Annotated in this window: 24 protein-coding genes and 1 tRNA gene; 10 read left to right on the top strand and 15 right to left on the bottom strand. The window is 36.0% G+C overall.

All coding sequences use genetic code 11. The features are described from left to right. Positions 1-77: 77 nt before the first annotated feature. On the bottom strand, positions 78-1,265 hold the full coding sequence (locus ACY2RT_RS06065) for a phosphoglycerate kinase (RefSeq protein ID WP_490155005.1): 1,188 nt from the start codon (positions 1,263-1,265) through the stop codon (positions 78-80). A gap of 74 nt (positions 1,266-1,339) precedes the next feature. Here ACY2RT_RS06065 and ACY2RT_RS06060 point away from each other — a divergent pair, with 74 nt between their 5' ends. Continuing rightward, the gene (locus tag ACY2RT_RS06060; protein WP_490155004.1) at positions 1,340-2,494 is read left to right on the top strand and encodes a DNA polymerase III subunit; all 1,155 of its coding nucleotides are present in this window, start codon (positions 1,340-1,342) and stop codon (positions 2,492-2,494) included. Positions 2,495-2,638: 144 nt separating this feature from the next. Here ACY2RT_RS06060 and ACY2RT_RS06055 read toward each other — a convergent pair whose 3' ends face one another. The 4 genes from ACY2RT_RS06055 to ACY2RT_RS06040 form a co-directional block, all read right to left on the bottom strand. After that, positions 2,639-3,487 (bottom strand): class I SAM-dependent methyltransferase, encoded by an 849-nt coding sequence (locus ACY2RT_RS06055; protein WP_490155003.1) that lies wholly within the window; start codon positions 3,485-3,487, stop codon positions 2,639-2,641. Between the two features lie 36 nt (positions 3,488-3,523). Further along, complete coding sequence (gene mnmG, locus ACY2RT_RS06050) at positions 3,524-5,395, bottom strand: tRNA uridine-5-carboxymethylaminomethyl(34) synthesis enzyme MnmG (RefSeq protein ID WP_490155002.1); 1,872 nt, start codon at positions 5,393-5,395, stop codon at positions 3,524-3,526. Between the two features lie 113 nt (positions 5,396-5,508). Then, positions 5,509-5,925 carry an rRNA maturation RNase YbeY gene (gene ybeY, locus ACY2RT_RS06045; RefSeq protein ID WP_490155001.1) on the bottom strand — a complete coding sequence of 139 codons (417 nt, stop codon included), beginning with the start codon at positions 5,923-5,925 and terminating at the stop codon, positions 5,509-5,511. Then, positions 5,918-9,289: a hypothetical protein gene (locus tag ACY2RT_RS06040; protein ID WP_490155000.1), complete on the bottom strand. Its 3,372-nt coding sequence runs from the start codon at positions 9,287-9,289 to the stop codon at positions 5,918-5,920. Before ACY2RT_RS06040 ends, ybeY begins: the two co-directional genes overlap by 8 nt. Positions 9,290-9,367: 78 nt before the next feature. Here ACY2RT_RS06040 and ACY2RT_RS06035 point away from each other — a divergent pair, with 78 nt between their 5' ends. Both ACY2RT_RS06035 and gltX read left to right on the top strand, forming a co-directional pair. Further along, entirely contained in the window at positions 9,368-10,408 is a 1,041-nt protein-coding gene (locus ACY2RT_RS06035; protein ID WP_490154999.1) for an alkane 1-monooxygenase, read from the top strand. Between the two features lie 38 nt (positions 10,409-10,446). Next, positions 10,447-11,964: a glutamate--tRNA ligase gene (gene gltX / locus ACY2RT_RS06030; RefSeq protein WP_490154998.1), complete on the top strand. Its 1,518-nt coding sequence runs from the start codon at positions 10,447-10,449 to the stop codon at positions 11,962-11,964. Here gltX and ACY2RT_RS06025 read toward each other — a convergent pair. Then, positions 11,955-12,635: a hypothetical protein gene (locus ACY2RT_RS06025; RefSeq protein ID WP_490154997.1), complete on the bottom strand. Its 681-nt coding sequence runs from the start codon at positions 12,633-12,635 to the stop codon at positions 11,955-11,957. The genes gltX and ACY2RT_RS06025 overlap by 10 nt on opposite strands. Positions 12,636-12,716: 81 nt before the next feature. Here ACY2RT_RS06025 and ACY2RT_RS06020 point away from each other — a divergent pair, with 81 nt between their 5' ends. Then, positions 12,717-13,712: an SPFH domain-containing protein gene (locus tag ACY2RT_RS06020; RefSeq protein ID WP_490154996.1), complete on the top strand. Its 996-nt coding sequence runs from the start codon at positions 12,717-12,719 to the stop codon at positions 13,710-13,712. A 29-nt stretch (positions 13,713-13,741) separates the two neighbouring features. Here ACY2RT_RS06020 and ACY2RT_RS06015 read toward each other — a convergent pair whose 3' ends face one another. Then, positions 13,742-15,421 (bottom strand): glutamine--tRNA ligase/YqeY domain fusion protein, encoded by a 1,680-nt coding sequence (locus tag ACY2RT_RS06015; RefSeq protein WP_490154995.1) that lies wholly within the window; start codon positions 15,419-15,421, stop codon positions 13,742-13,744. Positions 15,422-15,486: 65 nt separating this feature from the next. On the opposite strand from ACY2RT_RS06015, the gene folB reads away from it, so the two are divergent. Together folB and ACY2RT_RS06005 are read left to right on the top strand one after the other, a co-directional pair. Next, entirely contained in the window at positions 15,487-15,846 is a 360-nt protein-coding gene (folB, locus tag ACY2RT_RS06010; RefSeq protein WP_490154994.1) for a dihydroneopterin aldolase, read from the top strand. A gap of 53 nt (positions 15,847-15,899) precedes the next feature. Next, positions 15,900-15,970 (top strand) — tRNA-Cys (locus tag ACY2RT_RS06005). A gap of 35 nt (positions 15,971-16,005) precedes the next feature. Here ACY2RT_RS06005 and ACY2RT_RS06000 read toward each other — a convergent pair. From ACY2RT_RS06000 to rnr, 3 genes are read right to left on the bottom strand one after another with little or no spacing between them, the layout of a single operon-like run. Beyond that, positions 16,006-16,737, bottom strand: a complete 732-nt coding sequence (locus ACY2RT_RS06000; RefSeq protein ID WP_490154993.1) for a LysE family translocator — start codon at positions 16,735-16,737, stop codon at positions 16,006-16,008. Positions 16,738-16,770: 33 nt separating this feature from the next. After that, positions 16,771-17,445 (bottom strand): head GIN domain-containing protein, encoded by a 675-nt coding sequence (locus ACY2RT_RS05995; protein ID WP_490154992.1) that lies wholly within the window; start codon positions 17,443-17,445, stop codon positions 16,771-16,773. Positions 17,446-17,492: 47 nt separating this feature from the next. Further along, complete coding sequence (gene rnr, locus ACY2RT_RS05990; protein WP_490154991.1) at positions 17,493-19,706, bottom strand: ribonuclease R; 2,214 nt, start codon at positions 19,704-19,706, stop codon at positions 17,493-17,495. A 97-nt stretch (positions 19,707-19,803) separates the two neighbouring features. On the opposite strand from rnr, the gene ACY2RT_RS05985 reads away from it, so the two are divergent. The 4 genes from ACY2RT_RS05985 to ACY2RT_RS05970 all read left to right on the top strand — a co-directional run bounded on the left by ACY2RT_RS05985 (position 19,804) and on the right by ACY2RT_RS05970 (position 22,324). Then, positions 19,804-20,043, top strand: coding sequence for a DUF2007 domain-containing protein (locus ACY2RT_RS05985; RefSeq protein ID WP_490154990.1), 240 nt, complete (start codon positions 19,804-19,806; stop codon positions 20,041-20,043). Positions 20,044-20,531: 488 nt separating this feature from the next. Beyond that, positions 20,532-20,963 carry a ribose 5-phosphate isomerase B gene (gene rpiB / locus ACY2RT_RS05980; RefSeq protein ID WP_490154989.1) on the top strand — a complete coding sequence of 144 codons (432 nt, stop codon included), beginning with the start codon at positions 20,532-20,534 and terminating at the stop codon, positions 20,961-20,963. Between the two features lie 10 nt (positions 20,964-20,973). Beyond that, on the top strand, positions 20,974-21,882 hold the full coding sequence (locus ACY2RT_RS05975) for a cation diffusion facilitator family transporter (RefSeq protein WP_490154988.1): 909 nt from the start codon (positions 20,974-20,976) through the stop codon (positions 21,880-21,882). Between the two features lies 1 nt (position 21,883). Further along, positions 21,884-22,324, top strand: a complete 441-nt coding sequence (locus ACY2RT_RS05970) for a GNAT family N-acetyltransferase (RefSeq protein ID WP_490154987.1) — start codon at positions 21,884-21,886, stop codon at positions 22,322-22,324. Here ACY2RT_RS05970 and ACY2RT_RS05965 read toward each other — a convergent pair. From ACY2RT_RS05965 to rnpA, 5 genes are read right to left on the bottom strand one after another with little or no spacing between them, the layout of a single operon-like run. Continuing rightward, on the bottom strand, positions 22,314-22,685 hold the full coding sequence (locus ACY2RT_RS05965; RefSeq protein ID WP_490154986.1) for a hypothetical protein: 372 nt from the start codon (positions 22,683-22,685) through the stop codon (positions 22,314-22,316). The genes ACY2RT_RS05970 and ACY2RT_RS05965 overlap by 11 nt on opposite strands. Positions 22,686-22,733: 48 nt before the next feature. Further along, a complete protein-coding gene (locus ACY2RT_RS05960) occupies positions 22,734-23,555 on the bottom strand; it encodes a sterol desaturase family protein (protein ID WP_490154985.1) in 822 nt (273 codons plus the stop codon). Between the two features lie 2 nt (positions 23,556-23,557). Further along, positions 23,558-25,180, bottom strand: a complete 1,623-nt coding sequence (locus ACY2RT_RS05955; RefSeq protein ID WP_490154984.1) for a S41 family peptidase — start codon at positions 25,178-25,180, stop codon at positions 23,558-23,560. Further along, on the bottom strand, positions 25,177-26,001 hold the full coding sequence (locus ACY2RT_RS05950; RefSeq protein WP_490154983.1) for a DUF4349 domain-containing protein: 825 nt from the start codon (positions 25,999-26,001) through the stop codon (positions 25,177-25,179). Before ACY2RT_RS05950 ends, ACY2RT_RS05955 begins: the two co-directional genes overlap by 4 nt. Beyond that, entirely contained in the window at positions 25,988-26,371 is a 384-nt protein-coding gene (gene rnpA, locus ACY2RT_RS05945) for a ribonuclease P protein component (protein ID WP_490154982.1), read from the bottom strand. The genes ACY2RT_RS05950 and rnpA overlap by 14 nt, the downstream gene beginning before the upstream one ends. Between the last annotated feature and the right edge of the window lie 37 nt (positions 26,372-26,408).

Raw genomic sequence — 26,408 nt, 5'->3', positions numbered from 1 at the left:
TTTGCTAAAATTAATGAATTGAAGGAAATAGACAAATTTTTAACATACCGAAACACGCTGTTATTGCAGGTTTACCGTTACTCTAAAATCGCTTTTATACCGGGCAATGTTTTTCCTTCCAGCATTTCTAGCATAGCTCCTCCTCCCGTAGAAACATAACTCACTTTATCTGTAAAATTAAATTTCTTTACGGCAGCAACAGAGTCTCCCCCTCCTACCAGCGAAAATGCCCCTTCTTTTGTTGCAAGTGCAATCGCATTTCCCAGAGCAATAGTACCTTCTGCAAATGGCATCATTTCAAAAACTCCCACAGGTCCGTTCCACAAAATAGTTTTAGACATTGCAATTACAGTTGCAAAATGTTCATTGGTCTTAGGGCCGGTATCTAAGCCCATCCAACCTTCAGCTATAGTATGGGTGTCATTTATCTCTGTATTGGCAAATTCAGAAAAGCTATCAGCTACAATAGCGTCCGTGGGGAGATGTACTTGTACGCCTTTCTCTTTAGCTTTTGTAAGAATTTCAAGTGCCAATTCCTGTTTGTCGTCTTCTACTAAAGAACTTCCTATACTGCCCCCTTTAGCTTTCACAAAAGTAAAGGCCATTCCGCCACCTATAATCAGATGGTCTATCTTATCCAATATGCTTTCAATTATGGTTATTTTTGAAGATACTTTTGCGCCTCCAATAATAGCAGTCACAGGTGCCAGGCTATTTGTAAGCACTTTATTTACATTCTCGATCTCTGAGGCCAATAGCAGCCCAAAGCATTTATTTTGCGGAAAAAATTCTGCAATTATCGCAGTAGATGCATGTGCTCTGTGTGCTGTCCCAAAAGCATCATTCACATAGATATCCCCTAATGCAGAAAGTTGTTGTGCAAAATCACGATCACCCTTTGTTTCTTCTTCATGATAACGAAGATTTTCCAATAATAAGATTTCTCCCGGAACTAAATTTGAAACTCCTTCTGTTGCCGGATTGCCCACACAGTCTTCAGCAAATTTAACATTGACTCCTAAAATTTCAGAGGTCGTTTTCACAATATGTTGTAATGAAAGCTTAGCTTCTTTGTTTTTTGGCCTCCCTAAATGAGTCATCAAAATACAGCTTCCCCCGTCTTCTAAGATTTTAATAATAGTAGGTTTTGCAGCTGCTATGCGAGTAGTATCGGTAACTTCAAGCGCTTCATTTAAAGGAACATTGAAATCCACTCGAATAAGTGCTTTTTTATTGTTAAAATCAAAGTCATTTACAGTTTTCATATGCATCTATTTCAGCTGTAAATATACAAGTTTAGAGCTTCTTTTTTCGAACTAAAAAAAGTGTAGTTTTGTAAATGGATTTTTCTGAAATAATTGGTCAAAAACATCTTAAAGTACACCTTACAAAAACGATAGAAAATAGTCGTGTCCCACATGCACAATTATTTGTGGGTGTTAATGGAAGTGGTCTCTTGCCAATGGCTATTGCTTATGCCAAACAACTTTTATGCAGCCGCTATGAAAAGAATAGTCCCGAATTTGAAATTTGTGCCCGAAAAGTTGATAAGCTGTCTCATCCTGACCTTCATTTCGTATATCCTGTAAATACAAATGACACCATTAAAAAGAATCCTGTGTCTTCACTTTTTACCGAAGAATGGCGCAATTTTGTGATTGCCAACCCTTATGCATCTCTTTTCGATTGGTTTCAAAATTTAGGAATAGAGAACAAGCAAGGTAATATTAGTGTAAAAGAAGCCGAAGAAATCTCTAAAAAATTGTCTTTAAAGGCTTATGAAGGAGGTTACAAAGTTATGATCATTTGGATGGCAGATAAAATGAATACAGAATGTGCCAATAAAATTCTTAAAATTGTTGAAGAACCGCCGGAAAAAACCGTATTGCTGTTACTTACCGAAAATGAAGAGCAAATTTTAACCACTATTAAGTCTCGCTGTCAAAAATTACATTTCCCACTGCTTCCGGAAGAGGAAATCGCAATGATTCTTACCCAAAAACACCAGATTGCAAAAAACACTGCAAAAAAAATAAGCAGGCAGGCACACGGAGATTATAATAAAGCTCTGCATATAATGCATCACGATGGAGATGACCTGACGTTTGAACAATGGTTTGTGTCCTGGGTACGAACAGCTTTTCGGGCTAAAGGAAACAAAAAAGCTGTCAACGATTTAATAGAATGGAGTGACATTGTTGCCGGACAAGGCAGGGAAACCCAAAAAAAGTTTCTCCGGTTTTGTATTGAAGTCTTTAGACAGGCTTTGCTCAAAAATTACAAAGCAGATTCACTGCTCTATTTTGAATCTGAAGAAACCGGTTTTTCAATTGAAAAATTTGCTCCTTTCGTTCATCAAAATAATATTTTTGAAATTACAGCAGCTTTAGAAGATGCTACTTATCATATTGAACGAAACGGAAATGCCAAGATTATCTTTACAGATCTTTCTATCCAATTAACACGATTAATTCATAAGCCAGAGCTTGTATAGGAAGTTATTATCACAAATAATTAAATAATAGATTTTAATTATTAAATGCCGCTTTAAATTATGGATTTTTAGGCTTCTTTTAGATTTCAACGAGGAAACTACACAGAAACAGCTAAATAATGTGTTAAACAGCCTTAAAATTGATTATTTGCTCTTTTTGAAGCAATAGATAAGTGAAGAAAACTCTTTTGTGCGCCAGGCAACGATATTTGACCAAAATCCAATAAATAGTGCTTTTATAGAAAACTTATTTTTGGTTTTATATTTTTCTGAAAGCAGGCTCACATAGAACGAATCAAAAATCATCGGTTTTATTTTTAAGAGTTTCATTTCTCCCGAAAATAATTTTAACATTGATTTTCTTGAAAAATGCCATAGATGCCTTGGAGTATCATAAGCAGCCCAAAATTTATTATAGTGTTTTGCGTCGAATGATCGAAAATTAGGTACGGCAATAACTAAGTTGCCACCGGGTTTTACAAAAGCTTCTATTTTAGAGATTGTTTCTTCTAATTCAGGTAAATGTTCTAAAACATGCCACAACGTAACAACATCAAATTGTTTTCCTTTCAGTTCGTCAATAGATATTTGACTGTTTATTCCCTTTTGATCAGAAAAAAAACGTGCTTTTTCATTAGGTTCAACCCCACATACTTCCCAACCATTATCTTTTGCCAGCTTTAAAAACTCTCCTGTTCCGGCACCAATATCTAATAAAGAACCCGGTGCTTTATTTAAAAAAGTAATTAGTCTTAACTTTAAAGCCAATGAATATTTCTTCACTGTCTGGTATAAAGTTGCTAAAATTCCTTTCTTGGCATCTGTGTGAGAAATATATTCTTCGCTTTCATAATAAGAAGGGAGGTCTTCCTTTTTGGGTGCGGGGAAAGTGAGCAGCATTTCCTTTTCAGGATCGTATAATAAGTCGAAAGATTCTCCCGAAACGAGAAAATCTTTCGTAGTTAAGTATCTATTTTTCTGACTTTCTTTCAATTTACATAATTAGTTGTTCCACGTGGAACAACTTATTTAACGACCCATATATACAAGCATTACAGAGATATCGTTTGGAGAAACACCACTGATTCTGGACGCCTGTGAAACTGTTGTTGGTTTAATTGCGCTTAGTTTTTCCTTTGCTTCAAAGGACAATGATTTCAGTTTTGAATAATCAAAATTTTCAGGTATTCTAATCTCTTCTAAGCGATTTAATTTATCGGCATTGTTCTTCTCTTTTGCAATATATCCCGCATATTTTACCTGTATCTCGGTTTGCTGAAGCACTTCGGCATCTAAATTGTTTTCTGTGATGTGTGCTTCAACCGAATCAATCTTACGCATGTCTTCCATGGTGATATTAGGCCTTGAAAACATCTTGAACATTTTATCGCTTTGCTTTATAGCCGTAGATGATTTTGATTCCAGTATTGGATTTATCTTTTCCGGTGTCACACTGGTTTCTTTAAAAAATCGAATGAATGCATTTGACTCTTCTTTCTTCTTCTCCATTTTTTTCATTCGTTCATCTGTAGCCAATCCAATTTCATAAGATTTTGGGGTAAGCCTGAAATCAGCATTATCCTGTCTTAACAATGTTCTGTATTCTGCCCTAGAGGTAAACATTCTATAGGGTTCTTCCGTTCCTTTTGTAATAAGGTCGTCTATCAAAACACCAATATATGCCTCATCCCTCTTTAGAATAAAAGAGTTCTTCTCGCTAACTTTCAGGTGTGCATTAATTCCAGCCATTAGTCCTTGCGAAGCTGCTTCCTCATAACCAGTGGTGCCATTGATCTGTCCTGCAAAAAAAAGCCCGGAGACTAACTTAGTCTCTAATGTATGCTTTAATTGAGTAGGGGGGAAATAGTCATATTCTATAGCATATCCGGGCCTGAAAAACTTCACGTTTTCAAAACCGGCTACTTGCTGCAGTGCCTTAAATTGAACATCTTCCGGCAGCGAGGTAGAAAAACCATTAACATAGTACTCAACAGTATCCCAACCTTCGGGTTCTACAAATAGCTGATGTTTTTCCTTATCTGCAAAGCGATTTATTTTGTCTTCAATAGAAGGACAATATCGCGGGCCTATACTATTAATAGATCCATTAAACATAGGGGAGCGGTCAAAGCCTTCTTTTAAAAGTTCGTGCACTACATTACTCGTATATGTCATGTGGCACGGCCGTTGTTCTTTTAGAGGTTGTGTGGAATCTAGATAAGAAAACTTTTCGGGTATGTCATCACCGGGTTGAATGATCATTTTAGAAAAATCTAAAGATCTTCCGTCTACTCTGGGCGGGGTTCCGGTTTTCATTCTTCCAGCATCGAAACCAAGATCAACTAACTCTTTGGTGATACCTGTAGCGGCACGTTCTCCTGCTCGCCCACCACCAAATTGTTTTTCACCAATATGAATTAAGCCATTTAAAAAAGTTCCGTTTGTAAGAACAACTGTTTTTCCTCTAACTTCAAGTCCTAACGAAGTTTTAACGCCAACAACTTTCTCTCTTTCTACAATAATTCCCGAAACCATCTCCTGATAAAAATCCAGATTTTTCGTTTGCTCGAGCAAAAGTCTCCAGGTTTCCGAAAATCGCATTCGGTCACTTTGAACCCTCGGGCTCCACATAGCAGGACCCTTTGACTTATTAAGCATCTTAAACTGTATAGCCGTTTTGTCTGAAACTATACCGCTATATCCTCCCAAGGCATCAATTTCACGTACGATCTGTCCTTTTGCTATACCTCCCATAGCAGGGTTGCAAGACATTTGACCAATATTCTGAAGATTCATTGTGATCAACAGTGTTTTGGAGCCCAGGTTTGCAGCTGCGGCTGCAGCTTCAGACCCGGCGTGTCCGGCACCAACAACTATTACATCATACTCTTTTTGAAACATAGCATTCTATTTGTTCCACGTGGAACATTATATAAAAATTTTTAGGGCTGCAAATATAGTGTAAATTACTTAAAATCAAGCAGTTAATAGATAATATTCTGAAAATCAGACTTCTAGGTAAAGGTGCGTCTTTTTAGAGCTTCGTCTTCCTTTTTACGCATTATAGAGACGTCTGCAGCTTCTTTGTCTTTAAATCCGCAAAAATGGAGTATACCATGGATCATAACTCGATGCAATTCTGCTTCAAAATCTGTTGAAAATTCGGTTGCATTTTCTTCTACTCTTTCAATAGAAATATAAATCTCCCCATGTATTTGCTTCCCTAAAGTATAATCAAAACTTATAATATCAGTAAATGTATCATGCCCCAGGAATTCTACATTTAATTTGTACAAATACGCATCATTGCAGAATATATAGGTGATGTCTCCTTCTTCATAACCTTCTTCAATAATACTATCAGAGATCCATTTTGAAACCGCATCGGAATTATTCAACTGAAAATTTGTTTCAGAATAAAATTCAATCATTTTTTTCCTTAAAATACGTCTGTACCTTTTTCTTGTATTCTTGACGCAAAGGTAGCGCCTCACGATTTAAAATTTCAGTAGAATTAAAATATTTTTTTACATCGTCCGGTGATAATCTTAAGCTATTCTGGTAATTCGTCCGGTTTGTTCGGGATTCTCTCCTGGTTTCCTGTCCTTGTTCAAAATCTGCTTTGTCCAACTTAAGTAATTCATATTTTAAATTAAGCATTTTTTCCAGTGTACGCTGGTTAAAACCTTTGTCCAGTAGCTGTTGTTCAATATCTTCCATTTGACGCAACAGATCGCCTCCTTTACCCTTTATGCCTTCTTTACTAAGTCTGTCCTGGAGTTGCTGGCGAAGCATTTGTTGTTGTTTATAGATTTCATACAGCTCTCCATTTAAATCTTCGTTTTCACCCTCACCATCTCCATTATTGCCAGCTTTCCCTTCACCTTTACCGTCATTACCGCTTTCTCCATTTTCCCCATCCCCTTGTCCGTCTCCACTACCGCTTCCTTCTCCTTCACCTTGTCCTTCTTTCCCTTTCTGCATTCCCTCTTTCATTTTTTCTCCTAAGCTTTCCTGTTTTTCGATAATATCCGGTAATTGAAAACCTTTCCCTTGTCCTTGCCCTTTTCCTTTTCCGGCACCAGATCCAAAACTGGACATATTCATTGCATTTTGCATACTGTTGAGCAACTCACTCAATAAAATAGCCAGTTCGTTTGCCCCGGTAATAGTATATTGCTGATTGGATATTCCCTGTCGCATCTGGTTTTCCGCAAGTCGCTCCAAAGATTTGTCAATATTATACTGCACTTCCGTCAAAGACTCATTAATACTATTACTAATCATTGGTTGTCGCAAAGAAAGTGCAAACAAACTGTCGTCAATATGCTCAAAATTTAACTTTAAGTCATTTTGTATGTTCAGCTTTTTTCCAAAAACAGGATTGCCATACTTTGTCTTTTTAAACTCTTCCATCAGGTTTTCCTGTTCAAAAGAAAAAACTACCAGATTATCTAATATCTGCCGAAGCATTTCCACATCTTCTTGAATGGTCTCCATCTGTCCAGCTTGCATTTGCATTTGCATTTGCTGACCCATTTGTTTCATCTTCTTCCCTGCTTTCTTTTGATTTTCTGAAGCTCCTTTTTTATTTTCTTGCTGCAACTTATTTGTTGCTTTTTGTTGTTCTTCCTTTACTTGTTGCTCTCCGGATTTATCCTGTGGAATATCCATTGGCTTCTTCAGTCCGTCATTTTCCTTTTTAAGCTCCTCCATCTGTTTTTTATATTCTTCGAATTCCTCGTTGAGCTCTTCTTGTTTCTCTTTTGTGTTATCATCTTCGGGAGCATCTGCCAGTTTTTCTTGCTTTTCACCCAGTTTATAGATTTCCTCAGCTAGTTTTTCAGCCTTTTTGTTCACATAATAACGTTTTGTCAACTCTAAAAGCTGTTCAAGATTCTTTTCCTTGTTTTTATTCTGTTTTGCCAGTTTTTCTAGTTTTTCGGTCAGATCTTCTTTCTGGATCTTCTCCTGAAGTTTCTCTAATTCCTCTAAGAGTTTTTCATTCTCTTTTAAACGTTCTTCGTTTTCCTCCAACCGGTCCTTTAATTGTTCCTTATAGGGATCTTCCTCATTCTCAGGTTGAAAATTTTCCAGGTTTTCTTTTAACTCTTTCGAAAAATTCTTCATCATCTCCTCCTGCTGTTTCTGTCGCTTTATAAAGTTTTCAAGTTTCTTTTTATCGTTCCAGTTAAGTTCATTTTTTTCTTTTTGAGTTTTGGATAATTCTTCCAGTTTCTTTTCCTGGTCTCTTAAGTCTTCGAGTGATTTATCCAGACCTTTGATAGAATTCTCCTGATTTTGAAGTTGTTCATTTTCCCTTTCGTCCTCGGTTAGTTTTCTAAATGAATACATCCCCGATTTACTGGACTTAAACTTATGTATGGCATCATTATCAAAAACTTCAAAATAATATTCATAAGCTACTCCATCTATAAGCTGAAGATTTCCGGGAAAAGTAAATACAAATTGATCAAAGTTAGTTTTGTTAAGAGGCAGGGGTTCTGTCTTTTTTTGGACTTCCTCACCTTCAGGATAATAGACCAATCGGAGTTTTGTTAACCCATAATCATCACTTACACGTCCCAAAAAATATACTAGTTGACTATTTGTGCTGTCTCGTTTGGATTGTACATCGATCTCCGGATATTCATCTTTAATAACTCCCAGAGTAAAAGAAAGGTTTTCATAGTCTTTCAGATCACTATTTGATGTGGTAATAGCATAGTCCAGTTTATTGTAAACACCCCTGTCAAAAGTAAAGTTTTGTTCTTTTGATAAAAACGCATACACTGTATCTTTTGTTTTTAGGTGTACCGCATCTGTATTTTTGGTATTTACTTTCCACGCGACACGGGTACCTTCCGGGATGGTAGCGTTTCCGGTGCTTTTTAAAACTTCATCTTTTTTTCCTGTATAGCCCGGATAATCCAGCACCATCTCAAAAGACAGCAATGAGGGAGTTTTCACAACATCCAAAGTGTATCTTTGAGAGTTAACCTTATTTGCTTTTAACTGAAAATCAATTGCTTCATCAGGCTGCAAAAATGTATATTCAAATAAACCCGGGGCCGTTTGCTGAAGGTAATATGTTTCCTCATTATAATGAATGCTTACATTTTCCGGAAGAACCTCTCCTTCCGTGCGGACTTTAAGTGTAAAGCTGTTGTTTTCAATAGCATTCAGGTCCTCATTCAGCACAAAAAAAGAAAAGGGTGCCGGTGGTTCGTAAGCAGTGTCATAATTTACTACTCGTTTATAACTATTCGAAAAAAGATCCTTTTCGCCTAATATGCTGAACAGTACAAAAATGATAATTGGTATCGCAGCATATTTTAAGTATTTGGCATTTTTCCTAAAATTAACTGCTCTTTTAAACTGAATGGGCTGTAGCTCTCCCGATTTTTGATCAATACTTGCAGCAAGTAATTCACTTTCGCGTTGGTTTTGATTCAATTGAATCACATTCAGTAGTTTATCATTTACTTGTGGAAAATGACTTCCAATAATTTTTGAAGCCTCTTCGTGAGAAATTCCGCTTTGGAGGTTAAACAGCTTTAAAAGAGGGAATGCGATAAAGCGAACAAATAGCCCCGCTTCTACAACAACAAACGCCCAAAATAGAATCGTCCGGCCAGCAGGGTTCAACCACAAAAAATATTCAACCAAAAGCGTAATCAAAAAATACAATAGTCCAATAGCAAAGAAAAGGATCGCCCCCTTGATCAACTCATTGGTATAGTATTTTTTTATAAATTGTTCCAGCTTTTGCTGAATGATACTAAATGTACTCATTAATAGGTTTTACTTAGAAACAGAATTTCTAAAATACAACTTTATTTTGTATCAAAAATTGCTCCAAAGCACACTATTATGAAGGATTTAAAATATCTCGCTGCATTCTCCATCCCAATGACAGCTGTTCTTGGGTTGGTATTGAGGGGGTATTGGGTGTTTTTCACACCCGTCTTTGCGTTTGTTTTAGTTCCAATTTTTGAAATCTTACTCCCTGTAAAAAACGAAAACCTTTCTGAAGATGAAGCCAAAATAAAAAGTAAAAATGTCTTTTTCGATATCCTGCTATATCTAAACCTTCCTTTGGTTTATGGTATTCTGGGCTGGTTTTTATGGAGTACTGTCTGGGAAGGGTACTCAAAGTACGAGTTGATTGGGCTTACTTTTTCCATAGGAATTGTATTAGGTTCTAACGGTATTAATGTTGCCCATGAGCTTGGGCATCGCAAAACACAATGGGAAAAAACACTGGGAAAATTATTACTGCTCCCCGCATTATACATGCACTTTTATATTGAGCACAACTTTGGGCATCACCTGAATGCGGCTACCAAAGAAGATCCTGCCAGTGCAAAGTACAATCAATCCCTATACTCTTTTTGGGCCACTTCCATAGTGCGGCAATACGCAAGTGCCTGGAAAATTCAACGAAGCTTATTGAAACGGGAAAAAAAGTCGTTTTTCACTATTAAAAACGATATGTTTTGGTTCGTTATTTTTCAAGTCGCTTATTTAGTAATCGTTTTTCTGTTTTTTGGAATTACAGCCCTTTGGACTGCCATTGGGATTGGGGTTATTGGGGCTATTCTTTTGGAAACCATAAACTATATAGAACATTACGGGCTTAGCCGAAATAAAACCCCATCCGGGCGCTACGAGAGAATGCAGGAAATCCATTCCTGGAACTCTAATCATGTATTAGGACGTGTAATACTCTATGAACTCACACGGCATAGCGACCATCATTATCGAGCTCGTAAAAAATACCAATTACTGGATTGTCATGAGACAAGCCCTCAAATGCCTTATGGCTACCCCACTTCTATGGTGCTTTCCATGATACCTCCTTTATGGTTTGCGATAATGAACAAAAGAATTCCTATTGAAATGCGATCTTAGGATTGTATCTTTGCCTTTTCAGAAAAAAGAGACCATTTATGAGCCAAAAAGTGCGTGTGCGTTTTGCCCCTAGTCCAACTGGGCCACTCCATATTGGAGGAGTAAGAACTGCTTTGTTTAATTATTTATTTGCAAAAAAACACCGCGGTGTTTTTATCTTGCGAATCGAAGACACAGATCAAAACCGTTATGTTGAAGGTGCTGAAGATTATATCATTGAAGCCCTTAACTGGCTTGCTATTCCCTTTGATGAAGGCCCCGGAAAAGAAGGAGGTTTTGGTCCCTATCGCCAAAGTGAACGAAAGCATTTGTATAAAGAATATGCTGAAAGGTTAATTGCCGATGGAAACGCTTATTATGCTTTTGATACTTCAGAAGAGTTGAATGCTCATAGAAAAGATCATGAAGCGAAAGGAAAAACATTTATCTATAATTGGCACAATCGCCTAAAACTGAAAAATTCATTATCTCTTTCAAAAACAGAGACACAAGAAAAATTGGCTGCCGGAGAAGAGTATGTCATCCGGTTTAAGTCTCCCGAAAACGAAACACTTCATTTAAGAGATATTATTCGTGGAGGTATGGAAATAGATACAAATGTGCTAGATGACAAAGTACTCTTTAAGAGCGATGGCATGCCAACATATCATTTGGCAAATATTGTAGACGATCACCTAATGGAGATTTCCCATGTGATTCGTGGAGAAGAATGGTTGCCTTCATTGGCCTTACATGTATTATTATATAGAGCTTTCGGTTGGCAGGCCCCTCAATTTGCGCACTTACCGTTGATCATGAAACCGGAAGGTAAAGGAAAACTAAGTAAGCGTGATGGTGAAAAATTGGGTTTTCCTGTTTTCCCTTTGGAATGGAAAACAGCAGATGGGGATATATTCAACGGTTATAGAGAAGATGGTTATTTGCCCGAAGCTGTTATAAATATGCTGGCATTTTTAGGTTGGAATCCCGGCACCGAGGAAGAGATTTTTAATTTAGAAGAACTTGTAAGTGCTTTTGAACTGGATCGTGTACATAAAGCAGGAGCTAAATTTGACCCCGAAAAAACAAAATGGTACCAGCATCACTATTTACAGGAGATAGATGAATCTGTTCTTGTTAATCAATTTACGGCTTTGCTAAAAGAAAAAGGTATTGAGAATATATCGAACGTAGCAGCTATTGTATCTCTTTTAAAGGAACGTGTTACGTTTGTGAATGATCTCTGGGAGCAAGGAAGTTTCTTTTTTGAGAGACCCGTAAGCTATAATGAAAAAGCTTCAGCTAAGGCTTTTAAGCCAGACACCCCGGAAGTTCTTCGGAACGTTGTAGCGATCTTAGATCAAGAGATTGATTTTTCTGCAGCTAACATTTCAGAAAAAGTAAAAGGATGGATCACTTCACAGGAAATGGGTTTTGGTAAAATAATGATGCCTTTACGACTAGCTCTTGTAGGTGAAATGAAAGGTCCGGATGTTTTTGAGATTGCGTCTCTCTTAGGAAAAGCTGAAACGATTAAACGTATTGAGAACGCTATTTTAGCAATGGATCAAAAATAAATGACCGCTGCGATAACAATGGTTGAGCTATGTCCTTCAAACTCTTTGTCTCCATTTGTTTCCAGGTCTTTGTCATTTAGGTTATTGAACATATTGGTCACCCCATATTGATATTGCCCGCTTATGCGGAAGTTTTCCAAGCCAGCTGTAATGCCTCCCATTACATGAAAATTGACTTTTGAAATGTCCTGGATATCACTAGACTTTAACGTGGTATAACCATCAACAATGTAGTTTTCATACCTGTCTTCCTTAAGTTTCATCTTCCCGTTTACATTTAAAATAGGACCAAACTCAAGGCTTAAATGGTGTTTTATGATGTTGAAGCTTCCCAAAAAATTCAATTGTGCAGCCTGTATGCTATAAGGTACATATTGCTGGTCAAAAGTACCACTATCCGCACCCGGGTTTCTGGCAAAAATTGCTATTTCGGTGTTATAAAAATTTATTCCGTAGATGAGGTCGAAGTTATTTCTAAAAGAGCCTCGCGTAGTAAAACCTGCCATAAAGCCTTCGCCCTGTTCTGTGTTAAAATTTGACGTATTAATATCAAATAACGTTAACCCGCCATTAATTCCCAATCGATTGTATCCCTCATAGTTTCTTTGCGAAAAGGATTGTTGAAAAAGTAATAAGGAAAGGGTAACAAAACACAGGTTTTTTAGACTCATAATAAGGGTGCATTTAAAGCGCGTAAAAATAGCTTTATTTTTGTATCTTCAAAGTCTTTATCAACTAAAAATTAACACGCTATGGGAGGATTTCTTTTATTGGTTCCACTTTTTATTTTCGGATTCTTTATTTTATTAGCTGCATTCTTCACTGTAAAGCAGCAAACTGCGGCTGTTGTAGAACGCTTTGGAAAGTTTCATAGTATACGTAATTCGGGATTACATTTAAAAATTCCTGTGTTCGATCGAATTGCAGGGCGTATTAACCTGAAGATCCAGCAGTTAGATGTATTGGTAGAAACCAAAACAAAAGATGATGTTTTTGTAAGATTAAAGATCTCCGTACAATTTCAGGTAATTAAAGAGAAGGTATACGATGCATTTTACAAGCTAGAAAACCCACACGATCAAATTACATCTTATGTGTTTGATGTGGTTCGGGCTGAAGTTCCTAAAATGAAGCTGGATGATGTTTTTGAACGAAAAGACGATATTGCAATTGCCGTAAAGCAAGAGTTAAATGAGGCAATGATTAATTATGGATATGATATTATTAAGACTCTGGTAACTGATATTGACCCTGACGTACAGGTAAAAGCTGCTATGAACCGAATCAATGCTGCAGAGCGGGAAAAAGTAGCTGCAGAGTATGAAGCAGAAGCAGAGCGCATTAAAATTGTTGCAAAAGCGCGTGCTGAAGCAGAAAGTAAACGACTTCAGGGGCAGGGTATTGCGGACCAGCGTCGTGAGATAGCCCGTGGACTGGAAGAAAGTGTGGATGTGTTAAACAATGTAGGAATCAACTCTCAGGAAGCATCTGCCTTAATTGTAGTAACACAACATTACGATACATTACAGTCTATTGGAGAGGAAACCAATACCAACTTAATATTGTTGCCAAACTCACCGCAGGCAGGAAGCAATATGCTTAATGACATGATCGCTTCATTTGTTGCCAGTAACCAGATTGGTGAACAAATGAAAAAAGAAAATGAAGCTAAGGGTATTGGAAAAACAACGAGGAAAAAGAGAACACCTCCGCCAAGGCCTGCAGAAGGAGATGATCTTAATTACTAAAATAAAAACCCGTCTAATTGACGGGTTTTTTATTCTGCCAATTTACCCCAGGAGTCTCTTAATGGGACTGTTCTGTTAAAAACAATTTTTTCTGAAGTACTATCACGGTCTACAACAAAATAGCCTAAACGTTGAAATTGAAACTTATCCTCCGGCTTTACATCCTTTAAGCTGGGCTCTGCAAATGCAGTAGTTACCTCTAAAGAGTTAGGGTTTACAAAATCCATAAAATCTTTTTCTTTATGCGAATCCGGGGCGGGATCTGTAAATAGACGATCGTACAAACGTACTTCGATTGGTAAAGCGTCTGCCACAGACACCCAATGCAACGTTCCTTTTACTTTTCGCATAGAAGCTTCGGTTCCGCTACCACTTCGGCTATCAGGATCATAGGAGCAGTGAATCTCAGTGATATTTCCATCTGCGTCTTTTACTACGCTTTCTCCTTTGATGATATATGCATTCTTTAACCTGACTTCTTTATTTAAAGTAAGTCTGAAAAATTTTCGATTAGCCTCCTCTTTAAAATCATTTCTTTCAATATATAATTCGCGGGAAAAAGGAACTTTTCTACTACCTGCACTGGCGTCTTCCGGATTGTTTTCAGCTTCCAGCCATTCGGTTTCACCTTCTGGATAGTTTGTTATCACCAGCTTCACCGGGTCTAAAACAGCCATTACCCTTGGTGCTTTTTTATTGAGGTCTTCACGAACATTAAATTCAAGATGTGAAACATCAATTAGGTTTTCACGTTTTCCAACACCTATGCTTTCTACAAAGTTTCGTATAGCCTCAGGAGTATAGCCCCTTCTTCTTAATCCTGAGATCGTAGGCATTCTGGGGTCGTCCCACCCTTTCACAAGTCCTTTTTCAACAAGTTTTGCAAGTTTTCTTTTGCTAACAACTGTGTGGCTTAAGTTTCTTCTTGCAAATTCTCTTTGCTTAGGCCGTAACTTATCTTCTTGATATACTTGGTCCAAAAACCAATCGTACAGCTCTCTATGGGGTAGAAATTCAAGTGTGCAAAAAGAATGTGATACCTGTTCAATGTAGTCACTTTCACCGTGGGTCCAGTCATACATTGGGAAGATCTTCCAATCGTTTCCTGTGCGGTGGTGGTGCTTAAATAATACACGATACATCACCGGGTCTCGCATTAGCATATTTGAAGACTCCATATCAATTTTAGCACGAAGGACATGTTCTCCCTCAGCTACTTCTCCGTTTTTCATTTTTTCCAGAAGTTCCAGATTTTCTGCTACTGAACGGTCTCTATATGGGCTTGGTGTTCCGGGAATATTAGGGGTTCCCTTTTGTTTTGCGATCTCTTCGGAAGATTGAGAATCTACATAGGCCTTCCCTTCTTTTACGAACCGAACGGCCCAATCATACAATTGCTGAAAATAATCTGAAGCATAACATTCCTTTGCCCAGGTAAAACCTAGCCAGGAAATATCACGTTTTATAGCGTCTACAAATTCCTGCTCCTCTTTTGCCGGGTTGGTGTCATCAAATCGAAGGTTCACCGGAGCATCATACTTTTCGCCTAATCCAAAATTAAGACAGATCGCCGAAGCGTGTCCTATATGGAGGTATCCATTTGGTTCCGGAGGAAATCTAAAGCATAACTCATTTTTTGAATGAGTTGTTGCCAAATCTTCTTCAATAATATGTTCAATAAAATTAAGGGGTTCCTTTTCTTCTGTCATTGCTAAAAATAAAAAGCAAAGGTAACTAAATAACAGAAAAAAGTATCTTTACCAAAACTTTTTAAATGAGTACGATCCGGTTAAAGAATATAAAAATATATGCCTTTCATGGATGTTTGGTAGAAGAAGAAAAAATAGGTTCAGACTACCTTGTTAATTTATCTGTTAAAGCAGATCTTTCTAAGGCGGCAGTGACCGACAAGTTAGCAGATACGGTAGATTATGTCCATCTTCAAAAAATAGTAAAAGAAGAGATGGGAGTACGATCCAAACTTTTAGAACATGTTGGGCAACGTATTATAGATACAATTTTTAGCCAGATTTCTTTAGTAGATTTTATAAAAGTAACTGTTTCAAAAGTAAATCCGCCTATTGGTGGCGATGTTGCAGAGGTAAGTGTTACCATGCAATCCTATAGGGATTAAAAATTTTATACGGAGTTTTAGTTAAATTTATTTACATTTGCCCCTGTCTTAAAGGCATCGTGGCCGAGTGGCTAGGCAGAGGTCTGCAAAACCTTGTACAGCGGTTCGAATCCGCTCGATGCCTCTGGAAAACCTTCAGCGAAAGCTGAGGGTTTTTTATTAATCACTACCAATCACAGAGCTGGTATTTTCAATAGGAGGGTGTCCTTGTCCCGGAATACGTTCAAGCCCTGCTTTTACTTCGTTTGGAAAAATTCCCTGTAATAACAACAAAACTCCAAAACCTATAATAAGTATGCTGACCCATTTTTTTGTTTTGAAAATAAAGCGAGGGGTCATTTTACTTTTTAATTTTTTTGCGAGTGTGATCTTTAACAAATCCGTACAAAAAAAAGTAATCAGGACCGTACTCAAAAAAAGAAAAACACCATTCTCAGAAGATGTTAATGCATTTGCCATAATGATAGTACCAATCCATCCTGCCAGCACTCCAAAGTTTACGAAATTGAGTAGAAAACCTTTTAAAAACAGTCCGCTCAAGTTTTTTTTCACCTTTACTGCATAATGTTCCCTTACTATTTTAATAAAAGATTTTACGGTGCGGATATAAGAAATAATTCCATAAGCAACCAATACGGCACCTCCAAAAATAAGAAGTCCCGGATCATCTTTTACTTTTTCTAAGATCTTACTGGTACTATAATAGGCAATAAGTATAAAGAACACGTCGGCTGTCATAGCCCCTAAATCAAAAAACAGCCCGGCTTTAAATCCTTTCGTAATGCTTGTTTCAATAAGTGTAAAGAAAACCGGCCCTACAGCAAAAGCAAGTAGAAATCCATAAAAAGCAGCATACCATAAACCATCAAACATAGTACTGTAAAAGTACAACTTTTGTTTATTCTCGTTCGGGGTATTTCTGTATTAATTCAACACTTTGATTCTACCTCCGGCAAATTTGTTCTTTTTAATTTCTTTTGGGTCTCCATAGATAATAACATCTCCACCTGCAACGACCCTAACATCTACTTTATCACTTGCATTAACCTCAGCTTCTCCTGCAGCTGTTATAGCTATTTTTGTGTCTTGTGTTTCCAGAGCCATTCCTTCAAAAATACCCCCTGTGTTCAATGTTATTTCCTGACTTTTTGACAACCCTGAAGCCTCTACGATTCCTCCTGTAACTGCTTTAATTTTTGTGTGACCAGTTCTTAGGCCTACTTTTATTTTTCCACCTTCCTGAGAACGGAGTGTAATTGTATTTTGTTCAATTGCTTCATTAGAAACAATATAAGCTCCTTCATTTGCGTCTATAATATCTATAGAAGTATAATATACTTCAACAAATGTTTGTTCTCCATCAAATCGTTTTTCAAGATGCATCCTGATTTTTAATTTTCCATGGTCATTTATAACCTTTACATCATCTGTGTTTTCACCTTTTATAATTACTTTATTCTCATCTGAAGCAATAAGATTTACTTCTATTAAGTCAAAGACTTTTAGTTCATTGAAATCTCCTACATCTTTTTGAATCTGGCGTTGTCCAAAAACGAATAAGGAATATAGTACTGCTGTAATTGTTATAACTGATCTCATAAAATCTAATGTTTTGTTTCTATATAGAGTATATTATATTTAAAATGTTACACTTTGGCTTCTATTTCATTTCGATGCCCCAGCATTGTAAAATCTAAATGTTTTTTTACTAAGTCTGCATTTTTTACTTTCACATATACTTCATCTCCTAATTGATAGGTGTTTTTTGAATACTGACCAACTACAGCATATTCATCTTTATTAAAGGTATAGTGGTCATCCTTAAGGTCTTGTAATCGAACCATCCCTTCACATTTATTTGATAATATTTCAACATAAACACCCCATTCTGTCACTCCGGAAATAACTCCTAAGAAATCTTGATCTTGATGATCCTGCATGTATTTTACCTGCATATACTTAATGCTGTCTCGTTCTGCATTAGAAGCTAGATTTTCCATGTCACTGGAGTGACTACACTTATTTTCGTATTTTTCTTCTTTAGCCGAATTTTTTCCATCTAAATATCTTTGTAGTAAGCGATGTACCATCACATCAGGATAACGGCGAATAGGAGATGTAAAGTGTGTATAATAGTCGAAAGCTAACCCATAATGTCCAATATTATTTGTAGTATAAACAGCTTTACTCATAGAACGTATCGCTAATGTATCTACTAAATTCTGTTCTTTTTTACCTTGAACATCTTTCAGTAACTTATTTAATGAAGAGGCGGTGGTATTACGGTCCCTTGTATTTAATTTATAACCAAAGCGTTTAATTATGTTTTCCAGCGCAGCAATCTTTTCATCATCAGGTTCATCGTGAACCCGGTATACAAAGACCTTTCTATTACTTTGTTTTCCAATAAATTCGGCTACACTCCTATTAGCAAGAAGCATAAATTCTTCAATTAGTTTATTTGCATCTTTGCTTTCTTTAAAATAAACTCCTTCCGGTTCATTGTTTTGATCTAATTTAAATTTTACCTCTATTTTATCAAACGAAATTGCTCCTTGCTGCATTCTGTTTTTCCGAAGAATTTTAGCTAGTCTATCCAATTCTGTAATAGCTTCCGCTATTTCTTTTTTAACAAAATACTTTTTTCCAGTAAGAGATATTTCTGAAGGGATCTCATAATCAACACCTTCTGGATTTTCAATGATATGTTGTGCTTCTTCATAAGCAAACCTGGCATCACTATAGGTCACTGTTCTACCAAACCATTTTTTTAAAACTTCGGCTTTTGTATTCATTTCAAAAACAGCGGAAAAGGTATATTTTTCTTCATTAGGCCGCAATGAACATGCTCCATTAGAAAGTATTTCAGGAAGCATAGGTACTACTCTGTCAACTAAATACACAGATGTTGCCCGTTCATATGCTTCGTCATCTAATACTGTACCGGGTTGTAAATAATGTGATACATCTGCGATATGAATACCTATTTCGTAATTGCCGTTTTCAAGTTTTTTAAAGGATAAAGCATCATCAAAGTCTTTTGCATCTTTTGGGTCGATCGTGAAAGTTAATTCAGTTCGCATATCACGACGCTTTTTAATTTCTTCAGAATGAATTTTGGTATCCAGATTATTTGCAAACTCTTCTACTTCATAAGGAAACTCATAAGGTAATCCGTATTGTGCCAAAATAGAGTGAATTTCGGTATTATGTTCTCCGGGTTTTCCAAGTATTTTTATCACACGTCCAAAAGGAGAATCAGCCTTTTCCGGCCAATCTTCCATTGCAACTAATACTTTTTCACCATTTTTTGCCTTACCTATGTTTGCTTTAGGGATAAAAATGTCTGTATACATTTTATAGTCGCTTACATCCACAAAGGCAAAGTTCTCCATAACCTGTATTGTTCCTACAAATTCTGTGCGTTTACGTTGTAAGATCTTAGTGATCTCGCCTTCTGTTTTTCCTCTTTTACGACGGTTAAAAACATAAACTTCTACTATATCCCCTTGAAGAGCTTTATTTAAGTTTTTATTTTTTACTAAAATATCTTCTTCAAGGTCGTCTACAATTACATATCCCTGGCCACGACCGGCAATATCAACTCTCCCTGTATAATAGTTTTGTGAAGGTGTGAGGATGTATTTACCTCTTTCTGTTTCCTGGATAGTTCCTTTTACTTGTAATGCTTTTAGTTTTTTAATAATCTGATTCCGACTACTGGGATCATCTAATCCTAATTTCGCGGAGATTTGTTTGTAGTTATGTGGTTTGGAATGGTCCTTTCGGAGTATGGTTAAAATGCTTTCGGTAAGTCCTTCAATTTTTTGCTTTCTCCTTCTTTTTTTTCGCTGAGGCATAGTTCATTATTAATAATTGTAAAAGTACGTTTTCTAAATCAATAGAGTTCTCTTATTCATAAAGATTTAGTATCTTGTTAAGACCTCAGAAATGTATATGAAAGACTTTAAAACCATAGCTATTTTTACGTTTCCCAGCGAATATGCTGTTCTACGATTATTACTGGAGCAACAAGGAATTAAGCATGTTTTTTTACATGAGACCATGATAGGGGTATTACCTTTTCATTCTAATGCATTTGGAGGTATACGGCTTCAGGTACATATAAACGATATAGAAGCAACTCAAAAGATTATAAAAGGGTTAGATGATTCTTCAAATTTAAAGATTGTATAATTTTATTATCAACACATACTACATATACATTTTTTCTTTTTAAAATTAATTAAATAAAAATAGTGGTTATTATAGTGTGTTAATATGTAGCATAACTTTTTAGGTATCTACATAAAACTAAAGTTATAGTTATTTTTTTATAGCTTATCAACAAGTTTTAATAAGTGAAATTCTTTTAAAAACAGTGAATTAATAACTATAATTAACAACTGTCGACAACCTATATTCACAGTCTGTTTTTAGTAACTTTTTCTTTTAAAAATGTTTAGAACAAGAAAAATTCTGATAATAAGATTAAGATAATTAATATTTAAAAAAGTTGCATACTGTTTTTAGATGTCGTTATTACAAAACATAATGGATTTAGCAACTTTTTTTCTTTAGTTTATATTCATAAATATAAACAGTGTTGTTAACTTTATAATTACATAAATATTAATAAATAGTAAACTCACACATTTACAATATCTTTGAAAAAATAACGAACAATGAAAATAGCTATAGGAAATGACCACGCTGGTACGCAATACAAAAACACGATCATTAATTACCTGAAAAATGAAGGATACGAAATCACTAACTATGGAACTAACACAAATGATAGTGTTGATTATCCGGATTTTATTCATCCAGTTGCAAGTGATATTGAAAACAATAAAGCAGATTTTGGAATTATTATTTGTGGAAGTGGAAACGGAGCGAATATGACTGCTAATAAATATCAAAAAGTAAGATCTGCTTTGTGTTGGACCAAAGAGATTACAGTTTTAGCGAGAGAGCACAATGATGCAAATGTGTTAAGCATTCCTGCACGATTTACCAGTGAGCCACAAGCACTTGAAATGGTAAAATCCTTTTTAAATACTTCTTTTGAAGGTGGCCGTCACCAAAGACGTGTTGAAAAAATAGCTTGTTCTTAATCCTTTAGACATGGGCCACTCTCATCACAACCATTCACAAGATGATGTAAAGGGGAGAAATCTGCTTATTTCTATTGTTCTCAATATTCTCATTACAGTTTCGCAGGTAATTGGAGGATTAATTTCCGGAAGCTTATCGCTATTAAGTGATGCATTGCATAATTTTAGCGATGTACTGTCTTTAATAGTAAGTTATATTGCTGATAAATTTTCTAAAAAAAAGGCTTCAACAGCCAAAACTTTTGGATATAAACGTGCTGAAATTATTGCTGCATTTGTAAATGCATTCACACTTTTAATTGTTGCAGTATACCTGGTTTACGAAGCAATATTACGATTTTTTAATCCTCAGGAAATAGAAAGTACATTGGTAATTTGGTTGGCTTTATTTGGAATTTTAGCTAATGGTTTTAGTGTTTTATTACTTCGGAAAAACGCAAAAGAAAACATGAATATGCGTTCTGCATATCTACATTTATTCACAGATATGTCTGCCTCGGTTGCTGTATTAGTGGGCGGATTACTTATGAAGTATTATGGTTGGTTTTGGGTGGATAGTGTTTTAACTGTTTTGATAGCAATCTATTTATTGTTTATGGGATATGCACTTTTAAAAAGTTCTTTTAACGTGCTGATGCTTTTTACACCAAAAGATGTAAACCTGGAAAGTATTAGCGATGCCATTACAGAGCTATCAGAAATAAAAAATGTACATCATATGCATGTATGGCAGCTTAACGAAAAAGAAATACATTTAGAGGCCCATATTGAATTTTATGAGGATATATCCCTATCGCAATTTGATGAGATTTCAGACAGAATAGAAGAATTACTATACCATGACTTTGAGATTAATCACGTGAATTTACAACCGGAGTTTCAGAAAGATGATCCAAAAGACATTATAATTCAGGATTAGTATGGAGATTATTGTAAAAACCTTTGATGAACTTACTATTCATGAATTACACGATTTATTGCAATTACGAATCGAAGTTTTTGTAGTGGAACAAGATTGTGTATATCAGGATATTGATGGAAAAGATAAAAAAGCACTTCATATTATTGGTAAGAAGCAAGGGAAGGTTGTGGCGTACACACGTTGTTTTGCACCCGGAATTTATTTTGAAGAAGCTGCTATTGGAAGAGTTGTTGTTGAAGAAGGACAACGGAAATATGGTTATGGGCATGATATTATGAACGCTTCAATAGAAGCTATAAATAAAAAATTCAATACCAATGCCATTAAGCTTTCTGCCCAAACCCATCTCGTTAAATTTTATAAATCACACGGATTTAAAACCATTGGCATGGAATACCTAGAAGACGGTATTCCACATATTGCTATGGTTATAGCTTAATAGGGTCTTTCTTAAGATTAAGATCATCCAACATATCCTGTGTAAACTTATAATGTCCTCGCCGCGTTATAATCCTAAACCGCTCATTACGCATACGGGTTAGTACATCTAAAAACCGCCACTTTGATTTGAGTAAAGTGGGTGTTTGAGATTTTAAACTTACCTCAAAATAGTGCTTGATTCCCGCTCTTTCTGCTACTATATCCGGGGTTATTACGACATCAGTTCCTTTTTTATGATATGATTTAGGTGTTTCATAACCATCGATATCGGCCTGGATATTTTCAAACCCTTTTTTTTCTAAATAACTAACAGATTCTTTTATTAAGTCTCTACTTTCCTCTTTGTCTATTTGTATCATAATCAAGTATAATACAAAAAATAAAGGAGAATCTGTGTTAATGCTGCGTTAAGTCTTTTTTGACTGAACTTTTTTATTAAAAGGAATTCCTAATTGCACCCAGATATTTTCATCATTGGTTTGATCTGAAATATCCAGTCCATACTGTATGTTAGAGGTGTCTTCGTAGACAAATGTTCTAAAAATACGGTCCCAGACAGACAACATATTTCCATAATTACTATCTGTCCAAGGCAATTGGTAATGATGGTGAAACTTATGCATATTAGGCGTGACAATTACATAACTTAGGCTTTTATCCAACCACAATGGCATACCTATGTTTGCATGGGTAAAATATGTGAAAAGAACACTTAGAATTCTGTATAAGAAATAGAATGAAATAGGCATTCCTGTGATGATAACAGCTATTAAAGCAAATGTTTCTCTGATAATAAAATCAAAAGGGTGGTGACGTGTGCCGGTAGTAACATCGACATTCTTATCGCTGTGGTGCACTATATGTAATCGCCACATCCATTTTACCTTATGCAACAAATAATGTACACTGTATTGTGCTATCAGGTCCAGAATTACAATAGAAAGTAATAATTCTAACCAAATAGGCGCTTCAAATAAATGCAGCACTCCAAACTGGTTTTCATTCAACCAAGAAAACACACCTGCGGTTGTAATACCAAATACAACATTAATAATTATCACAAAGACCAATAAGGTTAAATTTACCTTAGCATGCTTCCATTTTTTGTATTTCAGAACAACTAAGTGATAATTACCTTCCAGGATCCAAAAAATAGCAATGCAGAAAAAAATCCATCCGGCTTTCATCCAGACTGGCATGGCTTCAAAGAAGTTTAAAAATGCGTCCACTATTATTTAAGGATTCGCTTATATCGACTTTCATCATTTAATACCGAAACAGCCTCTAAAATTTCAGGATTGTTCAGAATTTGATGGTTGTAAAGCCCTTCACGGTAAAAATAGCGCTTTAAGATCTCATCACTTAGCAATGATTTTATTTCAGCTTTTTTTGCGATAACCGCCTTGTCTTTAGCAACATTAATTGCTGCCATTAATTGATTGTAACTGGAGTCAATTTCTTTTTGAAGATCATCATCTTTTGCTCGGCGCAAAGCTTCTGCAAACTCCTTTTCGGTTTCGGTCTCGTAGGTAAAATTGTTTTTCTTTAGAAATTGTATAAAATCCTGAAAGTCGGCATCAGTAAAATTAAAACTCTTCCAGTCGCTCATTTGATGACTATAGTAATACTGTGTAGCGTAATCAAAAATTACATTATCTTTTAGTAAAGCAGTTGTAATAGGGCTAAATACAGCAGTTTCTAATTCTATATCCGGTAAAATTCCACCGCCATCGTAAACTGTTCTTCCTCCTTTAGTTTTGAATTTGTTATATTCTTTAGAGTCTACTCGAATAGGATCTCCATTTTCATCACGATTCCAATAGTCCAATGCTTGTATGCACCGCCCACTAGGCGTATAATACCGCGATATAGTAACCTTTAATTGAGTTCCGTATGTTAACTTTTTAGGGCGTTGAACCAAGCCTTTTCCAAAACTTCGAGCTCCTACAATTACAGCACGATCCAGATCCTGTAAACCTCCAGACACAATTTCGCTTGCCGAAGCACTTCTTCCATTAACCAATACCACTAAAGGAATTTCAGTATCTACAGGGTCTTTGGTTGTTTTATAGGTTTTGTTGTATTTCTCAATAATCGATTTTGTAGTTGTAATTACCTCTCCTTTCGGGACAAAAAGATTGACAATACTAATAGCTTCGTTTAACAAACCACCCGGATTACCCCGTAGATCCAAAATGATCTTTTTAGCTCCTTGCGACTTTAAATCTTCAAGAGCCCCTTTGGTTTCAATAGTAGTTTTACGGTTAAACTTTGACAATACAATATATCCAATATCGTTATTGATCAATTTGTAGAATGGTACAGCATTTACATCTACCGAAGAACGGGTTATAGTAGCCGTTTTTGTCTTTCCCTGACGCACATAGGTTACTTCAACTTGAGATCCGGGAGCCCCTTTTAGTAATTCTCCGGCATCGTCTTCAAAATCGGCAATTCGCACAGTACCTATCTTAATAATTTCATCTCCTGCTTTTAATCCTGCTTTATCTGCAGGATAGTCCTTGTAAGGCTCAACAATTATAATTTTGTCTTTTTCTGCACGTGCAGATGCACCTATCCCGGTATAGATTCCGGAATTATTAATACGAGCATCTTCCACGGCCTGTTCGTTCCAATACATAGTATATGGGTCCAGATCTTCAAGCATTCCTTTTATAGCCTTATCCATTAATGTTGCAGGAGTAACCTCGTCTACATAATTCATGTTTAGCTCCTTAAAAAGAGTTGTGAAGATTTCTATTTGTTTGGCGATTTCAAAAAAATCGCTTTTAAAACTTGCAGTAGAAAGCAGTATTCCAATTGCAAGAACAGGTATGATAATTTTCTTTTTCATAGTTTTTTATTTCTTCTTTTTTTCAACAACCTCCTAATTACAATAATAGCAACAATAGCTATTAAGAACAATGGCCACAGATAAAGTAGTCCCAGAAAGAAAATAGAGATTCCGTCCCAGCCCCCCTTTAGAGAATTAAGCATCTTTTGGCCATAAGATTGTGTAATACCGGTTTCTGAGGTAAGCTTATAAAACTCTATATTCACTGTGCTCATGGAGACACGATTCTGTAGATATTGTAAACGCCCCTGCTTAGCTTCAATTTCTTCGCGAATATTAGATAATTCCCGTTCAATTTCCAGCATTTCTTTTACGTTTTTAGCCTGGCTTAGTAATTCAAGATATCGTTTTTCTAATTCGTGTTTTGCCTTTAAACGAGCTTCCAGGTCTACAAATTCTTCGGTAACATCCTGACGGGAAATATCGCGCTGGTCAAAGTAATCTATCCCTTCGGAAGCGGCATCAATGAAATTTTGAAAATTTTCTGAAGGCACACGAACAGTCATATTTCTAAAAATACGATTATAACCTTTTCCACTATTGTCGTTTTGAATGATCCCTTTGTATTCCTGTGCAAGTTGAAGAATTTTTTGATGAGTTTCGTCCGGTTTTTGTGTTTCGAAAACCAAACGGGCCGTTTTAATTATTTTTTGTTCCGGAGCTTCATTTTTTTGAGCAACAATTGCTTCTTCTTCAAGGTAATCAGCTTCAAGCGCTCCCAAGACTTTGGATTCATTGTTGGCCATTTCAAAATTTCCTGTATCTCCCGATTGTCCACATGCCAAAAAAAATAAAAACAATAATGCACTAGCAAATTTCATCGTGTATATTTTTAAGCAGTGTTTTCATAGAGCTTTCTAATGAATCATACTGCGGTTCATCTTTACTAATATATAAAAATAACAACGCAAAATTTAGGCCGTTATTAACTGTTAACATTTGTTTATGAAGCCTATAGGATTCTCTTAGCTGTCTTTTGATACGATTACGGGTTACAGCATGTTTAAAATTTCGCTTGGGAACAGCAAACGCAGCTTTAGAAATATCGCTGTTTTCAACAGGAAGGTAAAAGACCTTTACAGGAAATTTTGAAATTGATTTCCCTTCTAGAAAAAGGGTTTCTATCGTCTTTCGGCTTTTTAGTTTCTCTTGTTTTGGAAAACGAAGGCTCATAAGGTAAAAGTACAACATTACTTCATAAAAAAACCCGCTTCAGTCGATGCGGGTT

This window comes from Ulvibacter sp. 2210JD10-4 (genome assembly GCF_058148525.1).
This window is presented reverse-complemented; position numbering and strand designations above follow the sequence as displayed.